The organism is Paenibacillus sabinae T27, from assembly GCF_000612505.1.
Lineage (GTDB): Bacteria > Bacillota > Bacilli > Paenibacillales > Paenibacillaceae > Paenibacillus_AQ > Paenibacillus_AQ sabinae.
Genome location: NZ_CP004078.1, coordinates 1275778 through 1302624 on the forward strand (window position 1 = coordinate 1275778; position 26847 = coordinate 1302624).

Here is a 26847-nt window from a genome sequence, read left to right on the forward strand (position 1 = left end):
TCCCGGCCGCAGCGCCGGTTGTAACGGCAAGAACCTGAGACTTGTGCAGGTTCTTGCCGTTTATTTTTGCCCGGGTGTATCCGAGGTCCCACGCTTGTCACGCCTGTCTGCATATTGCGGTGTTGTCCCTCATAGACATGTACTAATCAATGCATTCAAAACAGGTTAAGGGGATGATGTCATGCGCCGGATAGTATGGGTACTCGCGGTCATTATGAGCGTGGCCCTTCTGATGACGGGGTGCGGAAAGAAGGATGCCTCGTCCGTGGTCAAGGATTTGAACGACGTGGCCGACAAGCTGGAGAGCAAGACGGGAGCTTATCAGGGGGCGGGCACGATGACCCTGTATACCGGAGAGCAGCCGCAGGAGTACAAGGTTGAGGTATGGTACAAAAATCCGTCGTATTACCGGATCAGCCTGGCCAACGTGCAGAAGAACCTGACGCAGATCGTGCTGCGCAACGATGAAGGCGTGTTCGTGCTGACTCCGAGTCTCGGCAAGAGCTTCCGGTTCCAGAGCGACTGGCCGGACAATCAGGGGCAGGTCTACCTGTACCAGACGCTGGTGAAAGGCATCGTCACCGACAACAACCGCCAGTTCGTGGCCGACAAGGACAGCTACATATTCGACGTTGCGGCCAATTACCAGAGCAGCGCCCTGGTGCGGCAGAAGATTTGGCTGGACAAAAAGACTTACGGGCCCAAAGAGGTGCAGGTATCGGATGCGGAAGCCAAGGTCGTGGTCGATGTGAAGTTCGATAAATTCACCTTTACCCCCGAGTTTACGGCCGATTCGTTTGACATGCAGAAGAATATGGCTTCGCAAGGCGCTTCGGAAAATACGGTAGCCGAGGTTGATGAGAACGGCAACCCTCTGCCTGCCGCGGATACTCAGGATGGAACGCAGGCACAGGCAAGCGCGCAGCTTGGCGACTTCGGCATCATCGAGCCGGGGTACACCCCGGATGGCGTGAAGTTCAAGGATTCCAATAAAGTCGAGAATAGCGACGACCATGCCGTGCTTCTGCGGTATGAAGGAATTTACCAGTACACGATTATGGAATCGCGTCCGCTCGATCAGGCCGTGTCGCTTGCGCCGGGAGAAGGCGTTGACCTTGGCTTCACCCTTGGTCTTCTGACCGGGGCCGAGGATGAGCAGCAGACCTTGACCTGGATGGGCGACGGGCTCCAGTACCGGATCACAAGCGCGAACCTTCCGCTTAGTGAAATGATGGAAATCGCCGTGTCTATGCAGGATCAAGCGGGTAAATAATAGGTTGTAGGCGGATACTGCTTATTGTGGGATGATTTCCTTCTACAATGTAGTATCCGCTTTGCTTTCCTCCGGTAACGTCAAATCCCTGCTTACATTGACAGTCCCTTCCGTTAGCATTACCATTACGAATAAGAAAGAGATCAATGCAATCCATGGCAGATGCTTATTTCACACGAGAAGGTGACTGGAAGTGCAAGAAAGCTATCGACCGACCGTAGCCGAGATTGATTTGGATGCTTTGCGCGCAAATTACGAAAGCTTCCGCCAGCATTTGTCGGCGGGTATGAAGTTTATGGTTTGCGTCAAAGGAAATGCCTACGGTCATGGGGCAGTGGAAGTGACGCGGGAACTTGAACGCCTGAGTGCGGATTATGTCAGTGTGGCTTTTCTGGACGAGGCGATCGAGCTGCGTCAGGCGGGAATCGGCCTGCCGATTCTGGTGCTTGGCTATACGCCCCCGGAAGCCATTGAGGCCGCCTGGGAGAACGACGTAACCGTGACGCTTTTTACTCCTGAAGTGCTGGAGGCGGCATCGAAGCTTCCTGTGAATGACAGCCGGAAGCTGAAGGTGCACATCAAGATCGACAGCGGCATGGGCCGACTCGGACTTCTTCCGGCCGATGCGCGGCCGTTCATTGAAGAGGCGCAGCGCGTTCGGCAGTTGGAATTGGAGGGGATGTTCACCCATTTTGCCAAAGCGGATGAAGCAGACAAAAGCTATACACTGGAGCAGTACCGACGGTTCATGAGCGTGACGGAAGCGCTTCGGGAAAGACAGATCCACATCCCGATCATACATACGGGCAATAGCGCTACGGCCATTGATACCCCGCATTTATCTCCGAACATGGTTCGCGTGGGCGTCAGCATATACGGATTCTATCCGTCGACCGAGGTGAACCGGCAGCAGGTGAAGCTGCACCCGGTCATGACGCTGAAGACTAAGGCTGTATATGTCAAAAGCCTGCCGGAGAGCTGGGGCATCAGCTACGGCACCCGCTACCGCGCAGATAGCGGCGAATATATCGCCACGCTGCCCATAGGGTACGCAGACGGATATTCCCGCATGCTGAGCGGCAAGGCAGAGGTGTTAATACGCGGCCGCCGCGTTCCTGTCGTCGGAACCATCTGCATGGACCAGTGTATGGTATCGCTCAAATCTTTCGCCAAAGAGGCGGAACAAATCAAAGCCGGCGAAGAGGTTGTACTCATCGGCAGTCAGGCTGGCGGCTCCATTACGGCAGACGAGCTGGCTCTCCATCTTGGAACGATACACTATGAGGTGACCTGCATGCTGGCCCACCGGGTGCCGCGCGTTTATATCCGCGAAGGCTCGGCTCCCCGCCTGGTAAATGCCTTACTGCAATCCGGAAGCCCCAATCCTGTAGGATAAGCGGGAATCATCAAGGAATATGAATTCGTGGACAATGATGTGACTTATGGTCTATACGAACCGCCGTTTCTAGTTTATAATTGAATGCAGCATACTTGATATACTGACGGCATATATTCCTTGTATAAAATTCCTTGCATAATGCTACACTGGAATACAAGGGCAGTAGGTTTGTGGGGGTGGAAGAGAAGTTGGCCAATTTGCAAAACACCAAAAGAATCATGATCAGCTTGCCCGATCATCTCTTGCAGGAGGTGGACGGAATTGTCCAGATGGAAAATTCCAACCGCAGTGAATTGATCCGGCAGGCCATGAAGCTGTATCTCAGCGAACGGAGGAAGCGTTCCATCAGGGAGTCCATGCAGCGTGGATACATGGAAATGGCCAAGATTAACTTGACCATGGCATGTGAAGCGTTCCTAGCCGAGGAAGATGCAGACAGCACTCTTGGCCGCTTAGTAAGCGGGGTGTAGATATTGATCGTAAAACGCGGCGACGTTTTTTTTGCCGACCTTTCGCCAGTAGTGGGCTCGGAGCAAGGCGGGGTAAGGCCCGTGCTGGTTATTCAGAACGATATTGGCAATCGCTTCAGTCCTACGGTAATTGTTGCGGCAATTACCGCACAAATTCAGAAGGCCAAGCTGCCCACCCATGTAGAGATTGAAGCGGCGTCCCACGGGTTTGACCGGGATTCCGTCATTCTGCTGGAGCAGGTCCGGACGATCGACAAGCAGCGCTTGACGGATAAGATCACCCACCTGGATGACGAAACGATGAAAAAGGTGGATGACTCGCTGCAAATCAGCTTGGGGCTGATTGATTTTTAAGCTGAATCGCTATCTCATAGAGAAGGTTAGGAAGGGCTCGCCGCGGTTGCGCGGTGAGCCTTTTTGTCGTCGGCACGGCCGTCAGTAGCGGTTAAAGGTATTGAAGCTCCAATCTTGCTGATTGTGAAAGCCATGAGGCTAAAGATACAGGGTGACGGCAGAGAGCCATAGGCCGCAATTCCCTCGTAGTACTCGCGGGAACAACGAATGGTTTTGTATGGAAGAGCATTGCTGTTATTTTATCCGCTGAAGTTTCGAAGAAGCGCGTGTCTGGGCCTTCCCGCGAGCTTTTTTACCCCGGAGATTGTCCAGGGCGGCTGGAACGTCTTTGGCCAAGTATGATACTATTTGACATAGCGGATTTAAGAGGTTGGAGGAGGAAGCTCATTGATCGAACAGGATAAGAATACCGTTTCGGAGGAAGCGGCGCGCCGGGAGCGGCAGACGATGATCAGCCAGATCGCCAGGGAGCTTGGCCTGTCGGAGAAGCAGGTAGGGACGACCGCGGGGCTGCTGGACGAGGGCAATACGATCCCGTTCATCGCCCGGTACCGCAAGGAGATGACCGGAGAGCTGGACGAGAACGCGCTGCGGGATATCGAGGAGCGGCTCGGCTATTTGCGTTCGCTCGGTGAACGTAAACGTGAAGTCATCCGGATCATCGAGGAGCAGGGCAAGCTGACGGAGGAGCTGCGGGAGCAAATAACGAAAGCAGTCAAGCTCCAGGAAGTGGAAGACCTGTACCGGCCGTACCGTCAGAAGCGGAAGACCCGGGCGAGCGTCGCCAAGGAGAAGGGGCTGGAACCGCTGGCCGACTGGATCTTGGAGCAGCGGCGGGGTGCGGACCCGGCAGCGGAGGCCGCAAAATATATTGACTTAGACAAAGGCGTGGAGTCGGCCGAGCAGGCCCTGCAGGGCGCGCAGGATATTATCGCTGAAGCAATCGCCGATGACGCGGCGGTCCGGGCTTGGGTGCGCCAGTTCACGGCGTCGCAGGGAATTCTCGTCTCCGAAGCGAAGGATAAAGAGCAGGAATCCGTATACGAGAACTATTACAACTACCGCGAGCCGGTTCACAAAATGCCGCCGCACCGCATCCTTGCCATCAACCGCGGGGAGCGGGAGAACGTACTGAAGGTGGGCATCGAGGTCGATACGGCCCGAGTTCATGCGTATATCACCCGCAAGCTGGTTAAGGGGCCGTCTCCGGTCAAGGACCTTCTGGAGGCCGTGACCGAGGATGCCTACAAGCGGCTGGTTGCTCCTTCGGTGGAGCGCGAGGTGCGCGGAGAAATGACCGAGAAGGGCGAGAAGCAGGCCATCTCGATCTTCTCCGGCAACCTGCGAAGCCTGCTGCTGCAGCCGCCGGTCAAGGGACGCCGTGTCCTCGGCGTCGACCCCGCGTACCGCACCGGCTGCAAGCTGGCGGTCGTCGACGAGACCGGCAAGCTGCTGGAGGTGGCGGTAACCTATCCGACGCCGCCGAACAACAAGAAGCGCGAGGCGGCGGAGAAGTTCAAGGAGCTGATCGCGAAGTACGGCATTCAGCTCATCGTGATCGGCAACGGCACCGGCTCGCGGGAGACGGAGCAGTTCACCGCCGAGGTCATTTCCGACATCGGCAACCCGGAGCTGGCCTACCTCATCGTCAATGAGGCCGGGGCCAGCGTGTACTCCGCCTCCAAGCTCGCGCAGGAGGAGTTCCCGGATCTGGATGTGGCCGAGCGCAGCGCCGCATCCATCGCCCGCCGCGTGCAGGACCCGCTGGCGGAGCTGGTCAAGATCGAGCCGAAGGCGATCGGCGTCGGGCAGTACCAGCATGATGTATCGCAGAAGTATCTGGACGAGAGCCTGAAGGCGGTGGTGGAATCGGCGGTTAACCATGTCGGCGTGGACGTGAACACGGCATCGCCGTCGCTGCTCTCCTACGTAGCCGGCATCAATTCGACCATCGCCAAGAATATCGTGAAGTACCGCGAAGAGAACGGCAGCTTCAGGAACCGCAAGCAGCTGCAGAAGGTGCCGCGCCTCGGCGCCAAATCGTTCGAGCAGTGCATCGGGTTCCTGCGTATTCCGGAGGGCGAGAATACGCTCGACCGCACGCCGATTCATCCCGAATCGTATGACGTGGTCAGCCGGTTGTTCAAGGTGCTCGGGCTTGAGCTCTCGCGGATCGGTAGCAAAGAGCTGGCGCCTGTGCTTGCTGTGCAGAACCCCGAGGAGCTGGCCGCGAAGCTTGACGTCGGCGTGCCGACGCTGCGTGACATTCTGGAGAGCCTTCAGCGCCCTGGCCGCGACCCGCGTGAGGAGCTGCCACCGCCGATCTTCCGCACCGATGTGCTGAAGATCGAGGATTTGGCGCCCGGCATGGAGCTGCAGGGCACGGTGCGCAACGTCATCGACTTCGGCGCCTTCGTCGATATCGGCATCAAGAACGACGGGCTGGTGCATATTTCCCAGCTCAGCTCAAGCTTCGTCAAGCACCCGATGGACGTTGTGTCCGTTGGCGACAATGTAACCGTATGGGTGCTCGGCGTCGACCTGAAGAAAGGCCGGGTCAGCCTGACGATGCGCCCGCCGCGCGCTGAATAAAAAGGCCAACCAGAGGACTCTGGTTGACCAGTAATACGAAACCTCCAAGCCACCCCGGTCCAACCTGTTAGACAGGTTCGGCCGGAGTTGGTCTGGAGGTTTTTATTTGAGGTATCCGGCCCGATAAAAGAAGGTGCCGCCGCTGCATCCCGCAACGCAAGCTTTGCGCGGCGTCTTAGAGTTGCGGGTTATCGGGCTCCGGCGGCGTATACGAACCGGGGAGCGGCTTCGCGCTTGCCGTGTAGCCTTCCGGCAGGTAAGCAACGGCTGTCGCCTTGGAGATGACCTGCGGATATATGCCCGATCCCGGATTGGTGATTTCATAGTAAATAACGGCCTTTTGTCCGTCGCCAAACTCGATTCTCGCAATCGTCAGGCCGTAGCCCGGATTGGGCAGATTGCCGACCGTCACCGAGACTTTATTCACGCCGTCCGCTATCTTTTCCACTTTTAGGTCTGCGGCCGAGTTTGCCCCGGAGGAATCCTCTCCGCCGCCAATCGACCCCGTCATGCGCTCCACGAAGGCTCTTGCATCATGCACCCAGGCGGCTGCCTCCGAGCGGGTAACGGCGTCATCCGGACGGAATTTGCCTCCCGGCTCCAGCGAAATAATGCGCATATTGAGCAGCGTCTGGAGGCTGGCATCCGTCTCCGCGCTCAGTTTGCCGCCATCGGCGATATTGAAATACATCTTCGTCACCGGAAAATCGCCTTTGGCTCTCAAGGCCGCATCCAGCAGCTGCGCAAAATGGGCGCGGGAAACCGCCGCATTCGGATGGAGCGTCTTGTCAAGCGGCAGGCCGTTCTGGACGGCGATCAGGAGAGAAGGGGCATACCAGGATTTGTCGTCGACCTTGGCAAAATAATCGCTGGCCTTGGACGGACTGCCCGGCACCGGATTGGGTTTAAGGGCAAGCCCGCTAACGATCAGCTGGACAGCTTGGCCGTATGTCATCTTGGACTTGGGAGCAAAAAGCTGGCTGGTCACTCCGTTAATCACCCCGGCTTCATGCAGTGCATTGATTTTGGCCTCCGCCGGATCACCTTTAAGGTCGGAGAAAGCGAATGCTGACGCTCCGAAAGATACCGAGGCGGCCAAAATCCCGCATGCTATGGTCATTTTTTTGGCGCTGTGCCTGAATGTCTGTATATTCATGATATTATCACCTCTTATCCTTCTAGATGCCCCATTACGCCAAAAAGTTGCAGGCAGATTCAGGTTTGTCCAAAAAACCAGCCCCGGCCGTCCCATTTTCTATTTAATTTTTATTTTCTTATCTCCTACCAGTGTGTGGAAAATGATCTCCTTCTCACTAAGCCATTCAGGATCATCCATTCCCAAAACTTGCTCGGCCGTTTGGTAATCTTCAAAATTCATAAGTATATGAAGATTCTCCCATAGAAACCATACTGTACTTGACAATAAGGGTTTGTGTTTCTTTAGGAGATTGAAAATATTCGTATTTATATTCGGAAAGTGAATAAAAAATAAGGGCGAACAACAGGAAAATAGCTAGAAAGAATCCTGAAATGAGTAAGGTATATACTTTTTTAAGCAAAATCAAAATGATAACTAAGAAAACAACATTGTATAGCAGCAAGAAGAACTCCGGTGGCTTTAACAGCGGCCTTAGATAATAGTTATTTAGGTGTAACAGAAACAATGCGATATCCGTTAATAGGAGAAGGCTTAGACACATTAATGCCCTGTTTTTATTGGTGGCTGGCTTTTCTTCCATCCCTGTAGCAGCCCTCCTTTTTTATCTTCCCCATGTAGTATAGACGATTTTTCGATTGAAATGATCACAATAATTTAACTGAATAATCTTGAAGCCCGCTGCTGGAAATCTCTGCAACGAAGCGATAAGATAGAGAAGTTCACAAGTAGTATCGTTGAGAATAAATGAAATGGGGGCGTTTCACAAATGAAGATTGCGGTAGCCAATGATCATGCGGGGTATTCCTTGAAAGAGGAAGTAAAGGCTTATCTGATCAGTCAAGGGCACGAGGTTCTGGATTTCGGAACGGACAATGAGGAAGCTTGCGACCTGCCCGATTATGTATATCCTGCGGCTTTGGCCGTAGCGGAAGGAAAGGCGGACCGCGGCATATTTGTCGACGGTGTAGGCTATGGAAGCGCGATGATCGCCAATAAAATTCACGGGCTATACGCGGCGGTGTGCCAGGACCCGTTCTGCGCGGAGCTGGCGCGTTCTCACTCCGACACCAATGTGCTGTGTATCGGCGCCAAAATTATCGGCTCGGCGATCGCTCTGGAAACCGTCCGCGTGTGGATGACGACCGATCATTTGGGAGATGTTGAGAAATACAAGCGGCGCGTGGACAAGGTCGTTGAAATCTCGGAGAAGCATTTGAAGAAATTGACCGAAATCTAAGTAGCTCGGACTTCGGCCGCTTTCGGAGACCTTTATAGCCCATTGCTTCCCGAAAGCGGCCGGCATTCTTCACCTGAGCCAGCTCCTGTTTTTTCCCCTCTATAATCCCCTGATTGTTTCTGCTTATAGATTATTCCTTATACAAAAAATATCGTATTTCTCCTAAATTATTCAGGTGAGTACGATATTTTTTATACAATTTAGTATTTTCGCGGAATCTCTCTCTGACTATACATTATACAAGATTGATATTCGAAAAATTCGGAATGATAATTAACCGGCCTCTTGCCGGCTGAGTCCCCGGAACGAAGATCCCTACCGTTTGAATATTACCTACTTCCACTGCAAATTCCGTATGCGGACCAACATCAAATGTGAGGGTAGACGCATTATATCGAGTAATAACAAGCTGAACGGCCGCATCTTTGCTTTCGTTCTTCAACTCCACCAATGCATCAATTCCTGGGGGGATTTCTTCTATAAAATAACCCTGCCCAACGCCAGCGCCCTGATCGAAATGCAAATCTACATGTTTCATTCTTTTGACTCCCTTCCAATGTGATACTGTATAGTATTCCTTCCTATGAAGTTGCGACTAGTTTACATGACTATTATTTAAATAAATGGTTAAAACAACCAAAACTTTTACCTATTAAGTACATATATTTACATTAACTCATCTATAATTAAGGAGAGATGCTGCATGAACTTGCTGAAGGATCTGTTAGGCAAACAAGTTATTGCAATGGTTTCAGGATTGCTCCAGCCTTTGGAAGGGACCTTGATAGATTATGGACCGGATGTTGTGATCATTAACAATGGAGTCAAATACCTGTACATTCCGGCTGCCCACATTAGATTTTTAATGCAAAATACAGAAGCTGCCGCCAGTCCGGATCATGTTGACCAATCCCTGCCTTCAAGTCAAGATACGATCTCCCTTCGGCCGCTTGTGGAGAATAGCAAGGGTATTTTCACAGAAATATATATTACCGGAGTTCATGTGCTTCACGGGTACATTCAGAATATACTGGACGATTATCTTCTCTTCTATTCCCCGGTTTTTGATACCATACTCGTTCGTATGAAGCATCTTAAATATATGATCCCTTATCCTGCCAAAGTTGTCCCGTATGCTCTGAAGGAAGATGAGCTCTTGTCCAATCTTTCTGCTGTATCCGTAGAACCTGACTTCAACCGGCAGCTTGAAAATATGGTGGGGAATTTCATCGCGATGGATATGGTTAACGATCCTCAGAAGGTCGGATTACTAAAAAAAGTTCAGGCCCCCATGTTTGAGCTTGTCACTCCGAACGGTGAAAGTATATTTGGACTGATAGACCATATTCAGACCGTAAACTTTCCAAGAAAATAAAGAGTTTTCGTGACTCATTTGAGTTACGGCCAACCTGTGCCAAGAAACAAGCTTCAACCGTTGATATTACTGGATTAACGGTTGAAGCCCCACATCTTCTTCATATTGGCATTCAGCTAAAAATCAGTTGAACCCAATAGTACAGCAGAAACAAGGTGACTATGGTTGTAAGCGGAATAACAATCAGCGTGACGTGTAAATAATCTTTCCATTTAATTTTAATCTTCTTTTGTCTAAGGATATGCATCCAGATAAGAGAGGCGAGTGTTCCAATAGGAAACAGCAAGGAACCGACATCGCTGCCTATAATATTTGCAAGATAGATCGTTTTTAGCGTTACCGGATCAAGATTCATTTTTGTTAGAGTAATAGTTCCGATCATCAAGGCAGGATGATTATTAAAGACGTTTGATAGAACGGAAACCAATCCGCCCATAATCAAGCTTGCGTGCAGTAATCCTTGAGAAACAATGGGAGTACATACTTTTATCAGGAGGGTTATCAGTCCGGCATTCATAAGCCCGTAAATAATAACGTACATAGAGAAGGCGAAGACCAGAATATGCCACGGAATTTTCTTCAGTATATCGACGGGATTCGTACCCAGTTGGTACCATCTCCATACTAGTAAGCAGATCGAACCCGATACCGCCACCCATTCAATGGGTATGGAGAAGAAGGAGGCAACAAAGAGGAGGCAGCGAAGTGTAAAGACAAACAGTAATATTTTCAACATGAACAGGCTTCGTTTTCTCTTAGTTTCTACTGAGGTTTTTCCCTTTAGCGGATGGAAGTTTGTAGTGAAGAATTGCTCCTCCAAATCATAAGCTGCGGTTGGCAATGTCTTTGGCAATCTCTTGTTTAATACAAGAAACATTAGCAGCGACATGAACAATAATCCGATAATGGCGGGTATAAACATCATGGCTGTATACATAAACAGACTCATATTAACAATTTTCAATGCAATTAAATTAACAATATTACTTACCCCGATAGGAGCACTGGAGGCTGTTGCGATCAAAGCTCCGCTTAATAGATAAGGAATCATTTGATGCGGTTTTAGCCGCAGATTTTTTAACAATAATATTAATATAGGAGTCGTTATCAGGATGCTTCCGTCATTGTTAAATAAAAGGGTCATTAAAAAGCATAATATCTGAATGTACCAATATAAGCGATAACCGGAGCCTTGACTCATAGTGGCTAGTCTTACCGCGGCCCAGTTGAAAAATCCGAAGCTTTCCAATATGACCGCCATGATAATCGTTGCCATAATGGTAATGGATGCCCCGCCGATTTTATGGATAATGTCTGCAACATCACTGCCAGATACAATTCCTGTAAGTAATATTAGTCCAGCCCCAATGGATGCCGGCCATGCTTCATTTATACCTCCAGGCCTCCAGAAAATAGCGAACATAGTCATAATGAAAACAAAACCCGTAAATCCGATGTCGAATGTCATAACTGCCCTCCTTCATGCCTTGTAAAAATAAGGCAACGCTGCATTTCTTCTAATTAATATATTTATATTCAATCCATTTTGGTAGGAACTGGTTGTTGAACCAAACTTTAAAATATATACTTTCAAATTGCGATTTCGAGAGAATCCGCATTTCCGAAGTTTGTTAGATTTACCTTTAATAAAAGTAAGCGTTCACAATATTGCAATATTTACCTAAAAATATTGGAGGTTTTTGAGGGAATATGAATAATAATGATTGTTTTTTGCTGGGGATATGATACTATATGGTCAGGTGGAGGAATGAAAATGCTTACAGAGGAACGCTGCAGGTTAATAATACAGCGCTTACAAGAAAAGGGCGTCGTTAAAATCCAAGAGCTTACGGAAATGCTCGAAGCCTCGGAATCGACGGTGCGGCGGGATTTAATCGATCTGGAGAGCCGCAATTTGCTGAGGAGGGTGCATGGCGGAGCATCTTTGGTAGCCAACCGAAGCCAGGAACCCGGCATGGAGGAAAAAACCTTCAAAAACATTCAGCCCAAAAACGTTATTGCCCGTTTGGCCGCGAGCCAAGTGCTTGATGGTGAATGTATTTATCTGGATGCGGGAACAACTACGTTAGCCATGATTCCCCTCATTAACGCGAAGGGCATAACCGTCGTTACCAACGGCTTGTCCCATGTCGAAGCGCTTGTAAACAAGCGTATTACGAGTTATCTTCTCGGCGGCATGATGAAGAGCCACACCAAAGCCGTTATCGGAAGCATCGCATTTCAAAACATGGACAATTTTCGTTTCGATAAATGCTTTTTGGGTACAAATGGCGTAGATGCGGAGTGGGGGTTTACGACACCTGATCCCGAGGAAGCGCTGATCAAGAGACGGGCCCATCAGTTATCCGCCGCAACCTACGTGCTAGCAGACTCCAGTAAATTCGGCGAGGTTGCTTTTGCCAAACTGTTCGATCTGCATGAAGCTACCGTGATAACGGAGGCTGTACCGGAGAGGCTTCGCCAATCCATTGCAAGTAAAACCAAAATAATTGAGGGATGATCAATGATTTACACTGTGACGCTTAACCCTTCCATCGATTACATCGTGGAGGTTGAAGACCTGAAGCTTGGCGACTTGAACCGGATGAAGCGGGATTTGAAGCTTCCCGGCGGCAAAGGGATCAACGTATCCCGCGTTCTGGACCAGCTTGGGGTGGAGAATACGGCTCTGGGCTTCCTTGGGGGATTTACCGGCCGGTATATCGCCGACAAATTGCGTGAAGACTCTATCCAAAGCGATTTCGTATTCGTGGCGGATGACACCCGGATCAACATCAAGCTCAAACATGGGGACGAAACGGAGATTAACGGACTTGGGCCGGTCATTCGTGACGAGGAGGCACAGCAGCTTCTGGATAAACTGTCCCATCTGCAGGAGAACGATATTGTTATTTTGTCGGGTAGCGCGCCTCCATCGCTCGGAGGAGATTTCTATCAAAAGCTTATCGAGGCCTGCGGACAGTCCGGTGCGGAGTTCGTCATTGATACTACCGGGAAGGCTTTGATGAACGCTCTGGTTCATAAACCGCTGGTGGTAAAGCCGAATCATCACGAGCTGGCAGAGCTGTACGGGGTTACAATTAACTCTATCGAAGAGATTGTCACTTACGGCCGCAAGCTTCTGGAAGAGGGCGCCAAGCATGTGCTGATTTCCATGGCGGGCGAGGGAGCTTTGCTTATTACTCAAAATGACGTATACCGCGCTACTGTACCGTCCGGGACGGTGAAGAATTCCGTAGGCGCGGGGGATTCGATGATAGCCGGATTTGTCGGCACGCTGTTTCTTACCGGAGACCCGATTGAGGCTTTCCGCGCGGGAGTCGCTTCGGGAAGCGCCACTGCATTTTCCGATGACCTGGCAACAAAGGAGGAGATCGAGCGGCTGCGTCCGCAAGTTGAGATCGTCCCCCTTTCATAAGCCGGATCGTCATAGGACAGGGCGTGTGACAAGCACATTTTAAAGAATTTACAGGGAGTTGAACTGATATGAGAATTACGGATCTGATGATTAAGCAAACTATGATCATGGACCTGAAAGCTACAACCAAGGAAGCTGCAATCGATGAATTGATTGCCAGCCTTTCCGCAAACGGCCGGATTAACGATCCGGTCCTGTTTAAACAAATGATTCTGAAGCGTGAAGAAGAATCCAGCACGGGCATCGGCGGCGGGATTGCCATGCCTCACGCCAAGACCAAAGCCGTCAATGAAGCGACGGTTGTATTTGCAAAAAGCGCCGGCGGCGTGGAGTTTGAATCTTTGGACGAAGAACCGGCGTACCTGTTCTTCATGATCGCCGCTCCGGAAGGCGCTGCCAATACGCACCTGCGTACACTTGCCGCCCTTTCCCGGCTGCTGATCGATGCTGAATTCATCGACAAATTGAAGAATACCAAGACACCTGATGAAGTAACGGCGCTCTTCGACGCCAAACAGGAGGAACAAGAAGCGGCCAAAAAGGCGGAAGAGGAAAAAGCCAAACGGGAAGAAGAAGCAAAAGCCGCGGAGCCAGCTGGAATGATCGTTGGCAATCCGAGCAACTTGGAAGCGTTTGTAGTCGCAGTTACCGCGTGTCCCACTGGTATTGCGCATACCTTCATGGCCGAAGACGCTCTTAAGAAGAAGGCAAAAGAACTGGGCATCAATATCCGGGTAGAAACCAACGGTTCCGAAGGCGCGAAGAATGTGCTCACTTCCGACGAAATCCGGCGGGCAAACGGCGTTATCGTCGCCGCCGACAAACAGGTTGAAATGGCGCGCTTTGACGGCAAGCCGCTGCTGCAAAGACCGGTAAGCGACGGCATCCGCAAGCCGGAAGAGCTGATCCGCAAAGCGGCTGCAGGCGACGCCCCGATCTACCATAATCAAGGCAAGGCCGCTTCGGATGCGCCGTCCGCTGGCAAGACCAGCGTCGGCAGCAAAATTTATAAAGATTTGATGAACGGTATCTCCCACATGCTGCCGTTTGTTGTCGGCGGCGGTATTCTGCTCGCCATCTCCTTCTTGTTCGAGCAAGTGGCAAGCGTGGATAATCCGATCGTCAAGCTTCTGCAAACCATCGGCGGCGGCGACGGAGCGTTCCACTTCCTTATTCCGATCCTGGCCGGCTTCATCGCAATGAGCATCGGCGACCGTCCGGCTCTGATGCCAGGTATGGTCGGCGGCTTTATGGCTGCTAGCTCCAATGCCGGTTTCCTTGGCGGTCTTGCCGCCGGTTTCCTGGCCGGTTATATCGTGATTGGCCTGCGCAAAGTGTTCTCTGGCCTGCCCAAGACGCTTGACGGCCTCAAGCCGATTCTGCTGTACCCGGTATTCGGTCTTCTTGTAACCGGCGCGATTATGTTCTATCTGTTCGATCCGGTGTTTAGCTGGATCAATGAAGGTCTCATCAGCGGTCTGAACAACCTTGGAACCGGCAACGCCGTTCTGCTTGGATTGATCCTCGGCGGAATGATGGCGATTGATATGGGCGGTCCTTTCAATAAAGCGGCTTATACATTTGCCATTGGCGTCTTCACTTCCAGCGGCAACACGAACGGTTTGATGATGGCGGCTGTTATGGCCGGCGGTATGGTTCCTCCGCTTGCCATCGCACTGGCAACCACGCTGTTTAAGAATAAATTCACGGAAGACGAGCGTAAATCCGGCTTAACGAACTATGTACTTGGCCTGTCCTTTATCACCGAAGGCGCGATCCCGTTCGCGGCCGCTGATCCAATGCGCGTTCTGACTTCCTGTATTCTGGGTTCGGCTATTGCCGGAGGATTGACTCAGTTCTGGCACATCAACATCCCGGCTCCGCACGGCGGTATCTTTGTAGCTGCGCTCGCGAACCACGCGCTGCTGTTCCTGTTGTCAGTTGCCATCGGCGCGGTTGTCTCTGCTCTCGTGTTCGGATTGTGGAAGAAGCCGATCGAAGCGAAGCAAGTGGAAGTAAGAGCAGAGCGCTCTATCGTATAATTGAACATCAATATGAGGGCAGTCCCTCAAACTTAAGCAACGGCCTGGGAGATCCAGGCCGTTGTTTTTTGGAAATATCAGAGAGTATAAGCTTCGCGCTTATCCTTAACCTGATATTTTTACGAGAAACGGATGCCTTCCTCTTCCAGAGGACGGCGTAGCCGTTTCTTCTTACGTATATATTCGGGCTGCCTAAATTAACGCTTCCGACAGAGTCATTCGCGGGATTTGGAGCATACCCATTTCACTATTGCTCTGCTTTCTTCCTGGCCCGGAATCTTCGGACCTTCATCAGATTACCGCAGGCTTTATCATCGCAGTAGCGCTTGGAACGGTTGCGCGTATCGTCATAGTAAACCCAGAGACAGTCGGGATTGTCGCAAATGCGGAATCTCGACTCTTCCTTTTCCGCCAGCGCCGAGGCAAAAGAGGCGGCGATTTCCGCCATCACTTGCTCCCAGTCAGCCCGCATCGGCAGGAGCGTCATCGTCATTCGTCCCTCTTCGTCCAGTGCCGCTTGCCGCATTACGGGACCGGCCGCCATGTAGGGGTTCAAGCGCTCCGGCAGACCGTCAGGCGTACCGCCGTCCACAATTTCCCGGACCGTGTCAAAAAGACAGCCGCGAAGCTTCTTGAGCTCCTGCAATTGCGCGGAATCCGCCGGGATGGCAGGCAGTCCATGAGCGGTTAGCCAGGACTTAAGCCACTCCGGATCTTCCAGCCGGTCCAGTTCCTTGGATTTGTCCCCGGTTCTCCAATCCCGCCAGTAGCTGTTAATAAAATCATCCCACAGCATCATTGATCCTTCCTTTCCTACAGAAATATTGTAACAGTTAAAACTTAGTTTTGCTAGTTACTTGAACTAGGGTCCGGTATATGCTACATTCTTGATGTAACTATTGTTGTTGTTATAGCTGGTTACCATACTTGAAGGAGGCTTATCATGCAAAATAAAATTAGCGAGGTTCTGCTTCAAAACTGGGATTATGCGATGGATCAGGAGGATTGGGCGCCGCCGCTGAAGGATGCGCTGGATGGTGTAAGCAGCGAACAAGCGCTTTGGAAGCCGGAGGGAGAAGCCGCCAACTCGATTTGGGAGACGGTCAACCATCTGACTTATTATAAGGAACGGCTGCTGCGCAAGCTGAAGGGTCTGCCTAAGCTGCCGAATGCAGAAAGCAACGACGACACGTTCACGGTAACGGAGAGCGGCGAAGAAGCCTGGGAACAGGCGGTTTCCCGCCTTAAGAAAGTCCACGCTGATCTGCGTGAAATTATTGAGGCGCTCGGAGAAGGGGCGTACGACTGGGGAGGCTCCGGGCATGCTCCCGGAGAAGAGGTCATGAGCCTCATCCTCCATGATTCCTATCATACAGGCCAAATTGTGCTTGTCCGCAAGCTGCAGGGCTCCTGGCCGTCCAAACGAAGCTTCGGGTAGTCTGCCTTGTACGGATGCTTTTCAAACCAGCCAGCTCTCGTCTTCCGGATCTCAACGGGATTATGGGGGGAGCGGCGGTTTGTTTCAAATTTGAGCAATTTTCTTCAAAACAAAATCCACCCCTTCTAAAGAAGAGATGGATTTGAATGAGGATATTCATAAGGCTTGCCGGAATGGCTTACGGGCCGCGTTTCTTGGTCGCAAGAGGCCAACCGGACGGACTTAAGCCTAGCGCTTGACAGCGGAATCCCGGTAGAAGAACCAGCATTCGTTCAGCAGCTTGATCTGCCGCCGGTCTTTTTTGTAATAAGCTTTCATTAGCTGATGGCTGAGCCACTGCGGCAAGAGAACCCCTCCTCTGCATGCTTAGGTATGTTAACATATGTGCGGAGGTGGGTAATGGTGCGCCATTAGATGAAGATGAATGCTGCCGCATTGCGGCTGCCGGGAAGTCTTTTTCCCAATAAAAAATAATGAGTGACGCTGGCTACTGAGCCCGCTCCTCCTCTTCTTCATACCACTGCTCAAGCTGCGCCTGCAGCGCGCGGATTTCCGTCAGCAGGGAGATAAGCGGATAGTTCTGCTCCTGGATAGCGGCGAAAGCGTGCTCCAGCCGGTTGATATAATCGAGCCCGGATTCGAGGGAATACTCTTCGCGAAGCAGGTCCAGGGAATCGCATTCGGCTACCGCAAGCGGTAGATCCGGCACGTTCTCAGCCGTCAGCTTGTCGATCTCTTTATTCAGTCTAAGATTGAGCGCGCTGAGCTGATACGCGTAATCCTCTGGCATTTCCACGAATTGAAGCTCTTGATTTTGCTGCAAAATTACATACCGCATTTTCGGCATTGTCATTCTCCCTCCGTCCTTGTCTTCCTTCTTGAAGTGTAGCGTATGCGCAAGTTACAATTCAAGTACAGATTACAGCAAGCGCCTGAAGAGCGTGTTAAAGAAACGGAGCCGCCAAAAATCATGAGCATGACGAACGAAGAACTGCAGCGATGGATTGAGCGGGTGTCGCGGGAAAGCTTCGGATTGCCTTTTCGCCACAAAGCGTCGTTTAACAGCCGGCTGTCCTCTACAGGAGGACGGTACTTTATGAAGAGCCATAACATCGAGATCAATCCCCGCCAGCTTGAGGCGTACGGACCCGAAGAGACGGAGAAGATCATCAAGCATGAGCTTTGCCACTACCACCTCCATCTGGCCAAAAGAGGATACCGCCACCGGGACGCCGACTTCAAGGCGCTGCTCGCCAAGGTGGGAGGAAGCCGGTACTGCCAGCACCTTCCCGGAGCCAAGGCGAGGAAGCCGCTGCCTTACCGCTACAAGCTGATATGCCAGCAGTGCAGCACGGAGTATCTCCGCAAGCGCAAGGTGAATCCGCAGCGCTACCGCTGCGGGAAATGTGCCGGCCCGCTGAAGCTGGCAGTTATTGATGAAGCCGGGGCCAAAAGAAAGGCATAGCAAGGGAACTGGGGCCGTCAGCCTAAATTATGAGCCGGTTACATCACTCTACTTGATCCGGCCGATGTCCAAGCTCACCTTATAATTTCCATACTTCAGCAGCCGATCGAGCAGCTCGTTCAGCCGCTGCGGACTTTGCGTACGCGCCCGCATCCAATAACAGCCCTCGCCGCTGACACGGTAAGCCTCTTCAATCTCTTCCTCGGCTTCAACGAACTGCAGGAACGTCCGGTGGGCGCCGCCTGAATTCAGGAATACGGTGATCAGGGCGTGCACGTGAAGCCCCAGCTTTTCCGGATTCCAGCCTACCGAATAACCCGTAATGACGCCCAGCTCCCTCATCCTGCGGATACGCGCCCCTACAGCCTGCCCCGTCATATGAACCGTCCTTCCGATCTCCTTATGGCTAAGTGTGGAGTCCTGAATCAGCTGACGCAGAATAAGCAGATCGGTCTCGTCTATAAGCGCTTGGCTCATCTTTAGATGATTTCCTTTCCAAATGAAAATAAATACGCAGTAATCCTTTCACGGCATGATGTACTCCATTGCCAGCGAAAAATTATACTTAATTGTAGCAGAACTCATGAAAAAGAAGGAGTGCATCCCTTATGAAGCTGCAATTGATCAGACATGCTTCACTTTGGCTGGAATATGGCGGATTGACCTTCCTGATCGATCCGATGCTCGGTGAACAGGGAGCCTATCCGCCGATCATAAACAGCGGCAATGAACGGAGAAACCCGCTAGTCGGCCTCCCCGGTCCAGTGGAAGAATGGCTGCGTCCAGACGCCGTCGTCGTAACCCATCTTCACAATGACCACTGGGACCCCGCGGCGGCGTCTCTGCTGCCCAAAGATGTTCCGCTGTTCTGCCAGAAACAGGATAGGGAGACGCTCGAATCACAGGGCTTTACCGCAGCCGTTCCCGTTGAACAGGAGGTGGAGTTTCAAGGAGTTCGCATCATGCGGACCGGGGGAAGGCACGGCACCGGAATTATCGGACGGAAGATGGGGCCGGTATCCGGCTTTGTGTTCCGGGCGCCTGGCGAGCCTGTGCTCTACATCGCAGGAGATACGATCTGGTGCGATGAGGTGCGGGAGGCGCTTGACTGGCTCCGGCCGGAGGTTGCGGTCGTCAATGCGGGCGAAGCGAGGTTCGCGGCCGGATGCCCCATCACCATGGGTGGACGTGATATCGCGACCCTGCGCGGCCATGCTCCCGGAATGCAAGTGGTAGCCGTTCACATGGATGCGATCAACCACTGCCTGCTGACCAGGGATAAGCTGCGTGAAGGGCTTGAGAAGAAAGGCGGGTCCGGCAGCGTACTCATTCCGGCGGACGGGGAACAGCTTTATTTTTAATTCGTAAGCGATTTCCCAGGTTTTGGCCTGCTCTTGACTGTAAGGTGAAATCATGATAAATTAAGTTTTGTTCACATTAAAACGTTCCCTGATAGCTCAGTTGGTAGAGCACTCGACTGTTAATCGAGTTGTCACAGGTTCGAGTCCTGTTCGGGGAGCCATTTTCTTGGAGAGATACCCAAGTGGCTATAAGGGGACCCTCTGCTAAGGGGTTAGACTGCGTAAGCGGTGCGAGGGTTCGAATCCCTCTCTCTCCGCCACATTTCTTCCGAAATGTGCGGCTGGTTTTTAATATGTTGTACACGATACATATATAATAGAAGAAAGAGCTCCCGAGAGGGGGCTTTTTTTTATATTTAAGCGGCTGTTCGTCTTAGGGAAGCGGACCGAAAAAGCACAGCTGATCCATGGCCGTGGAAGAAACATGTAATTATGCAACCAATTAACTCTTTAATATTTTGAAGGAATAGTGCTTTAAAGAGAGAAATGTTATATTAATTGCTACAAAATAAAGCTTAATATTCGTTTAGACGAGAAACCCTCACTTAAACAGATCTTAATCATTCTCCATTTTTCTCGCTTATTCTCTGGCTTTTTAACAACTCGTCACACTACATAACCCAATACTTACAATCTCTGTTAGAAAATATGACATCGAATTTCGAAATTTCTTGGAATCCATGAAAATCTTAGTGACGAAAAAAAGGACATATGTTAATATAGGTAACATCATTAAAAAGAAAGAAATGAAAGAGAGAAGAGGGAAAGACAATGAAAAAGGGAAAAGGGGATGGCGATGGAGTATTTTATTCAGCAATTAATTAACGGGATTTCCGTAGGCAGCATTTATGCGCTGATCGCCCTGGGCTATACCATGGTTTACGGAATTATCAAGCTGATCAACTTTGCACATGGGGATGTGTTTATGGTTGGCTCGTTTATCGGGTTGTTCAGCGCCAGATATCTGGCCTCGGCGGGTCTTCCTCCGGTGCTTGTTCTGATTCTGTCTCTGGTTTTCTCCATGGTCGTCAGTGCGCTGCTCGGCATCACCATTGAGCGTCTGGCTTACAAGCCGCTGCGCAAATCCACACGGATTGCAGCGCTCATTACGGCTATCGGCGTATCCTTTTTACTGGAATATACCGGTGTTCTCGTACTCGGGCCGCAAGCTCAAGGTTTCCCGGATATTCTGACGAAGAAGCAGTATCAATTGTTCGGCACTTCCATACAGGTGGAATCCAATCAGATTATGATTCTGATTACAACGATTATTCTGATGATTATTTTGCAATATATTGTACGTTATACCAAGACCGGTAAAGCGATGCGGGCGGTATCGTTCGATATGGAAGCGGCGCGTCTGATGGGGATCAACGTCGACCGTACCATCTCAGCAACCTTTGCTATCGGTTCCGCGCTGGCGGCTGCGGCCGGTGTTATTTTTGGCATGACATACAACTCCGTTGACCCGCTTATGGGGGTTATGCCGGGGCTGAAAGCTTTTGTCGCAGCGGTACTTGGCGGTATCGGAAGCATTCCGGGCGCACTTGTGGGCGGTTTGCTGCTGGGTACGGTAGAGACGGAAATCTCTTCGCTGGGATATTCGTCCTGGCGTGACGGTGTAGCTTTTGCCGTGCTGATCCTGATCCTTATCTTTAAACCATCCGGGCTGTTCGGTAAAAATGTCCGGGAGAAAGTGTAGGAGGGGAAACGGTGTGAAGAAATTAAATAAAAAATTCTGGCTTGGCATTATCGCAGCTGTGGCTTTGTATGGAGTTGTGCAAGTTCTGCTAACAACCGGAGGATTGGACGATGTTCAAGAATCCATGCTCCTTCTGATCTGTGTCAATGTTATTCTGGCCGTATCGCTTAACCTGATTAACGGCATTACCGGACAATTCTCCATCGGCCATGCCGGGTTTATGTCTGTCGGCGCCTACACGTCGGCCATTCTGACCCTTGACTATGATGTTCCATTTATTTTCGCTATCCTTGCTGGAGGGATATTGGCTGCAATTTGCGGTGTGCTGATCGGGATGCCTACGCTTCGCCTGAAGGGCGACTATTTGGCGATCGCGACGCTCGGCTTCGGCGAAATTATCCGGATTGTCCTGCTCAACACGGAATACGTCGGCGGGGCTTCTGGTCTTAGCGGCATTCCGGCCAAATCGACATGGACGATCATGTTCTTCTTCATGTTAATTACGATTGTGCTGATTAATAACTTTATCCGCTCCACACACGGCCGGGCTTGCCTTGCCATCCGCGAGAACGAAATCGCAGCCGAAGCGATGGGGATTAACACAACGCTGTACAAGGTCATTGCTTTTACGATCGGCGCACTGTTCGCAGGGATTGCCGGGGGGCTGTCTGCCCATACGTTCTACGTAATCACCCCGGGCAGCTTCAACTTCCTGAAGTCGTTCGAAATTCTCGTTATGGTCGTTCTCGGCGGACTCGGAAGCACAGCCGGTTCGATCGTCGGCGCTGTTTTCGTCACCCTGCTCTATACTTACCTCCGGGATTTCCCGGAATGGCGGATGATTATTTACTCGATCGTTTTGATTCTGATGATGATTTTCCGTCCGGGCGGTCTGCTTGGAAGCACGAAATTCTCTCTCAAGAAGCTCGGTAAAAAGGAGGCGAAGGCAAATGGCGGCATCAGCGACAGCAGTGCTTCTTGATGTTAAGGAAGCCAGCCGTTCCTTCGGGGGACTAAAAGCGCTCAGCGAGGTTTCTCTTCATATTAAAAAAGGCGAACTGATCGGTCTCATCGGACCGAACGGCGCCGGCAAAACGACGCTGTTCAATCTGCTGACCGGTGTCTACCCGCCTTCCACAGGCAGCATTATACTTAACAATGAGTCAGTTGGCGGCATGAAACCGTTCAAGATCAACCATAAAGGAGCCGCGCGCACCTTCCAAAACATCCGGCTGTTTACGGCAATGACCGTGCTGGAGAACGTTAAAATTGCCTTCCATCAGCATGCCAAGCACTCTTTGTTCACTTCCATGCTTCGCCTGCCGAAGCATTTCAAGGGAGAGAATGAGATTACGCAGAAGGCGATGGATATTCTCAAGATATTCAATCTCGACGACCAAAGCGAAGAGCTTGCCGGAAATCTCAGCTATGGCAACCAGCGCCGCCTTGAAATTGCACGGGCGCTTGCGGCCGGACCGAGGCTGCTGCTGCTCGACGAGCCGGCGGCCGGCATGAACCCGAACGAGACACGCGATTTGATGAACCTCATCGCCTGGATCCGCAAGGAGTTTGACCTTACGATTCTTCTCATCGAGCATGACATGTCGCTTGTTATGGGAGTCTGCGACCGGATTTATGTACTCGACCGCGGAATACTCATTGCCAACGGTACGCCGTCAGAGATCCGGAGCAATCCAAAGGTTATCGAAGCGTATTTGGGACAGGAGGCGTAAGGGCTATGCTTACAGTACAGGGAATCAACGTTTACTATGGAGCCATTCACGCTCTGAAGGATCTCAGCATCAACGTCAACCAGGGGGAGATCGTTACGCTGATCGGTGCCAACGGCGCCGGAAAGTCAACGCTTCTCAAGACGCTTTCGGGATTGCTTAAACCCAAGACGGGAAGCATTGAATTCCTGGGCAAATCCATTACGAACCAGAGCGTTCAGGCGATCGTTAAGCAGGGGCTCATTCATTGTCCTGAAGGACGGCGCGTGTTTGCTAATATGTCGGTAGAAGAAAATCTCGAGCTCGGCGCTTATTTGCAGGATTCCAGCAATTTGGCCGCCGATTTCGAGAAAGTCTACAATACATTCCCAAGGCTGCGGGAACGCAAGAAGCAGCAGGCCGGAACGTTGTCCGGTGGCGAGCAGCAAATGCTCGCTATGGGCCGCGCCATTATGGGACATCCGAAGCTGCTGCTGCTGGATGAACCTTCCATGGGCCTTGCCCCGCTTCTCGTGCAGGACATTTTCAAGATTATTCAGGAAGTGAACGCGGCTGGAACGACCGTGCTGCTGGTTGAACAAAATGCGCATCAGGCACTCAAAATTGCCCACCGCGCCTATGTTCTGGAAACCGGCCGAGTCGTGCTGGAAGGAGACGCCAAGGAATTGGCCGATTCGGAAGAAATCAAGATGGCTTATCTTGGGCACTAATGCAGCTGGCACTAATCATGGCATCACAGAACCAACATATAAATTAAATTATCTGGGAGGCTGGGAGAACAATGAAGAAAATCGGGGCCATTATTTTGTCGACAGTGCTGACTGCCGTATTGGCAGCAGGCTGCGGCAGCAACAACACAGAGAGCAGCGGAAATTCCGCAAACGGCGGCAGCTCTGCCGGAGACACAATTAAAATCGGTGCTGACCTCGAGCTCACAGGCGGTCAAGCCTCCTTCGGCGACTCCGCATCCAAAGGCGCTAAGCTGGCTGTTCAGCAGATTAACGACGCTGGCGGCGTGCTTGGCAAGAAGCTGGAGCTGGTTGTAGCCGATAACGCTTCGAAATCCGAGGAAGCAACGCAAGCTGCACAAAAACTGATCACCGACGATAAGGTTGTTACCATTATCGGTGCATCGACTTCCACCAACACATTGGGTATCGTTCCGGTTGCTACGGAAAAGCAAATTCCGCTCGTAGCTGTTGGCGCTACCAACCCTAAAGTTACTGTTGATGAGCGTACAAGCAAAGTGAACGAGTGGGTGTTCCGCACGGCCTTTATCGATCCTTTCCAAGGTCAGGTTATGGCTAACTTTGCCACCAACTCGCTGAAAGCTAAAACAGCTGTCATCTACACGGATACTTCCAGTGACTACTCGAAAGGTCTGCAGAAGTTCTTCGAAGAAACCTTTACGAAGAATGGCGGAAAAATCTTGAGCCAGGAGTCTTACCAACAAAAAGACTCCGACTTCAAAGCTGTATTGACTCGCATCAAAGCAGCAAATCCGGACGTTATCTACCTGCCGGGCTACTATGAAGAAGTCGGCAAAATTCTGAAACAAGCACGCGAAATGGGCATTACGGTTCCGTTCATGGGCGGCGACGGATGGGATTCTCCGCAGCTGGCTGAAATCGCAGGCGCAGCGGCTTTGGACAACACCTTCATGTCCAACCACTATTCGCCGGAGGATACCGCTCCTGAAGTTACTTCTTTCGTTGACGCCTACAAGGCAGCCAATGGCGGAGCAGTACCGGACGGCATGGCAGCCCTTGGCTATGATGCTGTAAAACTGGTAGCCGATGCCATTACCCGTGCAGGAGCTGCTGAACCGGCCAAGATTAAAGATGCCCTGGCAGCGACCAAGGATCTGCAGCTGGCTACCGGCAAAGTTTCGTTGAACGAAACGCATGACCCGGTTAAAGCGGCTGTCGTACTGAAATTCGTGGGCGGCAAGCAAACGTTCGAAACCAAGGTTAATCCGTAAGCAAGTTTGATTTGATTTCTCTTTCGTAATAGACAATGCATTTTCCAAAATATCGCTAGGCTGCTCGGGAAGCCGCTCCATACGTAATGGGGCGGCTGTCCTGCTATCTTGCCATATACGAGAAGGAGGAACAAGCATGATTGTCGGCATACCGAAAGAAATCAAGAATAACGAAAACCGGGTCGGGATCACGCCGGCGGGAGTCGAAGCGTTAAAAAAAGCAGGCCATACCGTGCTGATTGAAACTTCGGCGGGAGCAGGCAGCGGATTCGATGATTCGGAATACCGGGACAAAGGAGCGGAGATTCTGTCCTCTGCTTCAGAGGTCTGGTCCAGAGCGGAGATGGTGATCAAGGTGAAGGAGCCTCTGCCGGAAGAGTATGGCTTCTTCCGCCGAAATCTGATCCTGTTCACGTATCTCCATTTGGCTCCTGAGGCGGGACTTACGAAGGCGCTCGTGGAAAGCGGCGTTGTTGCCGTTGGTTACGAAACGATCCAGCTCGAGGACGGCTCTCTGCCGCTGCTGACGCCCATGAGCGAAGTTGCGGGGCGGATGGCCGTTCAGATCGGGGCAGGGCTGCTGGAGAAGCCGCACGGCGGCAAAGGCATCTTAATGGGCGGCGTTCCGGGAGTGAAGCCGGCAGAAGTCGTAATCGTCGGGGGAGGTGTGGTCGGTACCAATGCTGCAAAGGTCGCGATCGGTATGGGGGCTAGAGTGACCATCCTTGATTTGAACGCGAATCGGCTGCGGGAGCTGGACGATATTTTCGGCGGCCGGCTGATCACGATTATGTCGGATTCCTATCATCTTGAAGAGGCGGTTCGCAAAGCCGATTTGCTGATTGGCGCCGTGTTGATTCCTGGGGCCCGTGCGCCGAAGCTGATCAAGGAATATATGGTCCGGCAGATGACGGAAGGCTCTGTAATCGTTGATGTCGCTATCGACCAGGGAGGCTCGATCGAGACGATCGACCGTATTACGACTCATGAGAATCCAACTTATATCAAGCATGGTGTTGTTCATTATGCGGTGGCAAATATGCCGGGAGCGGTTGCCCGGACCTCGACGCTTGCTCTGACCAATGTGACGATTCCTTATGCGCTGCAGATAGCGAATTTAGGCATACTCGAAGCGGCGGAGGGGAATACCGCGCTCGCTCGCGGCATCAATGTGGCAGCCGGGCATGTCACCAATCAGGCGGTGGCCTCAAGCTTGGGCTATTCGCATACAGACGGATTGGAAGCTTTGAAGGAGACGGGACTCTTTTAAGTCAAGACTTTAACTTTCTCCGCGGGAAGGGCGGAGAGAGAAGCGGCGGCTTGCCTCCGAGCGGCAGGCCGCCGTATTTTATTTTTTGAAAAGTGCTTGTCAGATGAACAAGGATTTGCTATAATCATTTTTGTTGTGACACTAAAGCAAGGCCCGTTGGTCAAGGGGTTAAGACACCTCCCTTTCACGGAGGTAACAGGGGTTCGAATCCCCTACGGGTCATATCTTCTTCGAATCAGGGTGAGAACCCCGAATGGTTCGTCGAAGCATCGGCATCGTAAGGAATACTTCGCAGTCGGCTCGCTTGCGAGGCGTATCCCCTACGGGTCATATCTTCTTCGAATCAGGGATGAGAACCCCGAAAGGTTCGTCGGAGCATCGGCATCGTAAGGAATACTTGGCAGTCGGCTCGCTTGCGAGGCGTATCCCCTACGGGTCATATAAGCGGTAGTGGTGGAATGGCAGACACGCTATCTTGAGGGGGTAGTGGGCGTACGCCCGTGGAGGTTCGAGTCCTCTCTACCGCATAACCACCAAGAAAGAATCCTGAGAGATCGGGG

General features: G+C 51.6%; 28 protein-coding genes and 4 tRNA genes. 23 read left to right on the plus strand and 9 right to left on the minus strand.

The genetic code is table 11. The annotated features are described in order from the left end of the window. Nucleotides 1-181: 181 nt before the first annotated feature. The 5 genes from PSAB_RS05740 (at nucleotide 182) to PSAB_RS05760 (ending at nucleotide 6088) form a co-directional block, all read left to right on the plus strand. A complete protein-coding gene (locus PSAB_RS05740) occupies nucleotides 182-1273 on the plus strand; it encodes an outer membrane lipoprotein-sorting protein (protein ID WP_025333622.1) in 1092 nt (363 codons plus the stop codon). A gap of 193 nt (nucleotides 1274-1466) precedes the next feature. Beyond that, on the plus strand, nucleotides 1467-2669 hold the full coding sequence (gene alr, locus PSAB_RS05745; protein WP_025333623.1) for an alanine racemase: 1203 nt from the start codon (nucleotides 1467-1469) through the stop codon (nucleotides 2667-2669). 191 nt (nucleotides 2670-2860) lie between these two features. After that, nucleotides 2861-3142, plus strand: coding sequence for a CopG family ribbon-helix-helix protein (locus PSAB_RS05750; RefSeq protein ID WP_025333624.1), 282 nt, complete (start codon nucleotides 2861-2863; stop codon nucleotides 3140-3142). A 3-nt stretch (nucleotides 3143-3145) separates the two neighbouring features. Continuing rightward, on the plus strand, nucleotides 3146-3496 hold the full coding sequence (locus PSAB_RS05755; protein WP_025333625.1) for a type II toxin-antitoxin system PemK/MazF family toxin: 351 nt from the start codon (nucleotides 3146-3148) through the stop codon (nucleotides 3494-3496). Nucleotides 3497-3943: 447 nt separating this feature from the next. Then, nucleotides 3944-6088, plus strand: a complete 2145-nt coding sequence (locus PSAB_RS05760) for a Tex family protein (protein WP_084266631.1) — start codon at nucleotides 3944-3946, stop codon at nucleotides 6086-6088. 175 nt (nucleotides 6089-6263) lie between these two features. On the opposite strand, the gene PSAB_RS05765 is transcribed toward PSAB_RS05760, so the two are convergent. The 3 genes from PSAB_RS05765 to PSAB_RS05770 form a co-directional block, all read right to left on the minus strand. After that, nucleotides 6264-7244: an S-layer homology domain-containing protein gene (locus PSAB_RS05765; RefSeq protein ID WP_025333627.1), complete on the minus strand. Its 981-nt coding sequence runs from the start codon at nucleotides 7242-7244 to the stop codon at nucleotides 6264-6266. 99 nt (nucleotides 7245-7343) lie between these two features. Next, a complete protein-coding gene (locus tag PSAB_RS26350) occupies nucleotides 7344-7466 on the minus strand; it encodes a hypothetical protein (RefSeq protein ID WP_264370894.1) in 123 nt (40 codons plus the stop codon). Next, nucleotides 7456-7827 carry a hypothetical protein gene (locus PSAB_RS05770; RefSeq protein ID WP_025333628.1) on the minus strand — a complete coding sequence of 124 codons (372 nt, stop codon included), beginning with the start codon at nucleotides 7825-7827 and terminating at the stop codon, nucleotides 7456-7458. Before PSAB_RS05770 ends, PSAB_RS26350 begins: the two co-directional genes overlap by 11 nt. A gap of 186 nt (nucleotides 7828-8013) precedes the next feature. On the opposite strand from PSAB_RS05770, the gene PSAB_RS05775 reads away from it, so the two are divergent. Then, on the plus strand, nucleotides 8014-8484 hold the full coding sequence (locus PSAB_RS05775; RefSeq protein WP_025333629.1) for an RpiB/LacA/LacB family sugar-phosphate isomerase: 471 nt from the start codon (nucleotides 8014-8016) through the stop codon (nucleotides 8482-8484). A gap of 235 nt (nucleotides 8485-8719) precedes the next feature. On the opposite strand, the gene PSAB_RS05780 is transcribed toward PSAB_RS05775, so the two are convergent. Then, nucleotides 8720-9022, minus strand: coding sequence for a hypothetical protein (locus PSAB_RS05780; protein WP_025333630.1), 303 nt, complete (start codon nucleotides 9020-9022; stop codon nucleotides 8720-8722). A gap of 165 nt (nucleotides 9023-9187) precedes the next feature. Between PSAB_RS05780 and PSAB_RS05785 the strand changes: the two genes are divergently transcribed. Then, complete coding sequence (locus PSAB_RS05785) at nucleotides 9188-9859, plus strand: hypothetical protein (RefSeq protein WP_025333631.1); 672 nt, start codon at nucleotides 9188-9190, stop codon at nucleotides 9857-9859. 112 nt (nucleotides 9860-9971) lie between these two features. Here the strand turns inward: PSAB_RS05785 and PSAB_RS05790 are convergent, their stop codons facing one another. After that, nucleotides 9972-11327, minus strand: coding sequence for an arsenic transporter (locus PSAB_RS05790; protein WP_025333632.1), 1356 nt, complete (start codon nucleotides 11325-11327; stop codon nucleotides 9972-9974). A 306-nt stretch (nucleotides 11328-11633) separates the two neighbouring features. Here PSAB_RS05790 and PSAB_RS05795 point away from each other — a divergent pair, with 306 nt between their 5' ends. The 3 genes from PSAB_RS05795 (at nucleotide 11634) to PSAB_RS05805 (ending at nucleotide 15340) form a co-directional block, all read left to right on the plus strand. Next, nucleotides 11634-12380 (plus strand): DeoR/GlpR family DNA-binding transcription regulator, encoded by a 747-nt coding sequence (locus tag PSAB_RS05795; RefSeq protein WP_025333633.1) that lies wholly within the window; start codon nucleotides 11634-11636, stop codon nucleotides 12378-12380. Between the two features lie 3 nt (nucleotides 12381-12383). Further along, nucleotides 12384-13298 (plus strand): 1-phosphofructokinase, encoded by a 915-nt coding sequence (gene pfkB, locus PSAB_RS05800; protein WP_025333634.1) that lies wholly within the window; start codon nucleotides 12384-12386, stop codon nucleotides 13296-13298. 68 nt (nucleotides 13299-13366) lie between these two features. Next, nucleotides 13367-15340, plus strand: coding sequence for a PTS fructose transporter subunit IIABC (locus PSAB_RS05805; protein ID WP_025333635.1), 1974 nt, complete (start codon nucleotides 13367-13369; stop codon nucleotides 15338-15340). Between the two features lie 247 nt (nucleotides 15341-15587). Here the strand turns inward: PSAB_RS05805 and PSAB_RS05810 are convergent, their stop codons facing one another. Continuing rightward, on the minus strand, nucleotides 15588-16139 hold the full coding sequence (locus PSAB_RS05810; RefSeq protein WP_338045074.1) for a CGNR zinc finger domain-containing protein: 552 nt from the start codon (nucleotides 16137-16139) through the stop codon (nucleotides 15588-15590). A gap of 144 nt (nucleotides 16140-16283) precedes the next feature. Between PSAB_RS05810 and PSAB_RS05815 the strand changes: the two genes are divergently transcribed. Continuing rightward, nucleotides 16284-16778: a DinB family protein gene (locus PSAB_RS05815; RefSeq protein ID WP_025333637.1), complete on the plus strand. Its 495-nt coding sequence runs from the start codon at nucleotides 16284-16286 to the stop codon at nucleotides 16776-16778. A gap of 228 nt (nucleotides 16779-17006) precedes the next feature. Here the strand turns inward: PSAB_RS05815 and cmpA are convergent, their stop codons facing one another. Together cmpA and PSAB_RS05820 are read right to left on the minus strand one after the other, a co-directional pair. Then, a complete protein-coding gene (gene cmpA / locus PSAB_RS25380) occupies nucleotides 17007-17123 on the minus strand; it encodes a cortex morphogenetic protein CmpA (RefSeq protein ID WP_090834029.1) in 117 nt (38 codons plus the stop codon). 142 nt (nucleotides 17124-17265) lie between these two features. After that, nucleotides 17266-17625 carry a hypothetical protein gene (locus PSAB_RS05820; RefSeq protein WP_025333638.1) on the minus strand — a complete coding sequence of 120 codons (360 nt, stop codon included), beginning with the start codon at nucleotides 17623-17625 and terminating at the stop codon, nucleotides 17266-17268. 129 nt (nucleotides 17626-17754) lie between these two features. Between PSAB_RS05820 and PSAB_RS05825 the strand changes: the two genes are divergently transcribed. Then, the gene (locus tag PSAB_RS05825) at nucleotides 17755-18243 is read left to right on the plus strand and encodes a SprT family protein (protein WP_025333639.1); all 489 of its coding nucleotides are present in this window, start codon (nucleotides 17755-17757) and stop codon (nucleotides 18241-18243) included. Between the two features lie 48 nt (nucleotides 18244-18291). On the opposite strand, the gene PSAB_RS05830 is transcribed toward PSAB_RS05825, so the two are convergent. Next, on the minus strand, nucleotides 18292-18720 hold the full coding sequence (locus PSAB_RS05830; protein WP_025333640.1) for an Lrp/AsnC family transcriptional regulator: 429 nt from the start codon (nucleotides 18718-18720) through the stop codon (nucleotides 18292-18294). 131 nt (nucleotides 18721-18851) lie between these two features. Here PSAB_RS05830 and PSAB_RS05835 point away from each other — a divergent pair, with 131 nt between their 5' ends. The 11 genes from PSAB_RS05835 (at nucleotide 18852) to PSAB_RS05885 (ending at nucleotide 26814) form a co-directional block, all read left to right on the plus strand. Then, nucleotides 18852-19604 (plus strand): MBL fold metallo-hydrolase, encoded by a 753-nt coding sequence (locus PSAB_RS05835; RefSeq protein ID WP_025333641.1) that lies wholly within the window; start codon nucleotides 18852-18854, stop codon nucleotides 19602-19604. Nucleotides 19605-19689: 85 nt separating this feature from the next. After that, nucleotides 19690-19765, plus strand: a tRNA-Asn gene (locus tag PSAB_RS05840). Nucleotides 19766-19772: 7 nt separating this feature from the next. After that, nucleotides 19773-19864, plus strand: a tRNA-Ser gene (locus PSAB_RS05845). A gap of 536 nt (nucleotides 19865-20400) precedes the next feature. Then, complete coding sequence (locus PSAB_RS05850) at nucleotides 20401-21306, plus strand: branched-chain amino acid ABC transporter permease (RefSeq protein ID WP_025333642.1); 906 nt, start codon at nucleotides 20401-20403, stop codon at nucleotides 21304-21306. Next, a complete protein-coding gene (locus PSAB_RS05855; RefSeq protein WP_051529728.1) occupies nucleotides 21287-22288 on the plus strand; it encodes a branched-chain amino acid ABC transporter permease in 1002 nt (333 codons plus the stop codon). The genes PSAB_RS05850 and PSAB_RS05855 overlap by 20 nt, the downstream gene beginning before the upstream one ends. Further along, complete coding sequence (locus PSAB_RS05860) at nucleotides 22257-23039, plus strand: ABC transporter ATP-binding protein (protein ID WP_025333644.1); 783 nt, start codon at nucleotides 22257-22259, stop codon at nucleotides 23037-23039. Before PSAB_RS05855 ends, PSAB_RS05860 begins: the two co-directional genes overlap by 32 nt. A gap of 5 nt (nucleotides 23040-23044) precedes the next feature. Then, complete coding sequence (locus PSAB_RS05865) at nucleotides 23045-23746, plus strand: ABC transporter ATP-binding protein (RefSeq protein WP_025333645.1); 702 nt, start codon at nucleotides 23045-23047, stop codon at nucleotides 23744-23746. A gap of 71 nt (nucleotides 23747-23817) precedes the next feature. After that, on the plus strand, nucleotides 23818-25017 hold the full coding sequence (locus PSAB_RS05870) for an ABC transporter substrate-binding protein (protein ID WP_025333646.1): 1200 nt from the start codon (nucleotides 23818-23820) through the stop codon (nucleotides 25015-25017). A 136-nt stretch (nucleotides 25018-25153) separates the two neighbouring features. Beyond that, nucleotides 25154-26287 carry an alanine dehydrogenase gene (gene ald, locus PSAB_RS05875; RefSeq protein ID WP_025333647.1) on the plus strand — a complete coding sequence of 378 codons (1134 nt, stop codon included), beginning with the start codon at nucleotides 25154-25156 and terminating at the stop codon, nucleotides 26285-26287. Between the two features lie 150 nt (nucleotides 26288-26437). Further along, a tRNA-Glu gene (locus tag PSAB_RS05880) sits at nucleotides 26438-26509 on the plus strand. A 222-nt stretch (nucleotides 26510-26731) separates the two neighbouring features. Further along, nucleotides 26732-26814, plus strand: a tRNA-Leu gene (locus PSAB_RS05885). The last annotated feature ends 33 nt before the right edge of the window (nucleotides 26815-26847 follow it).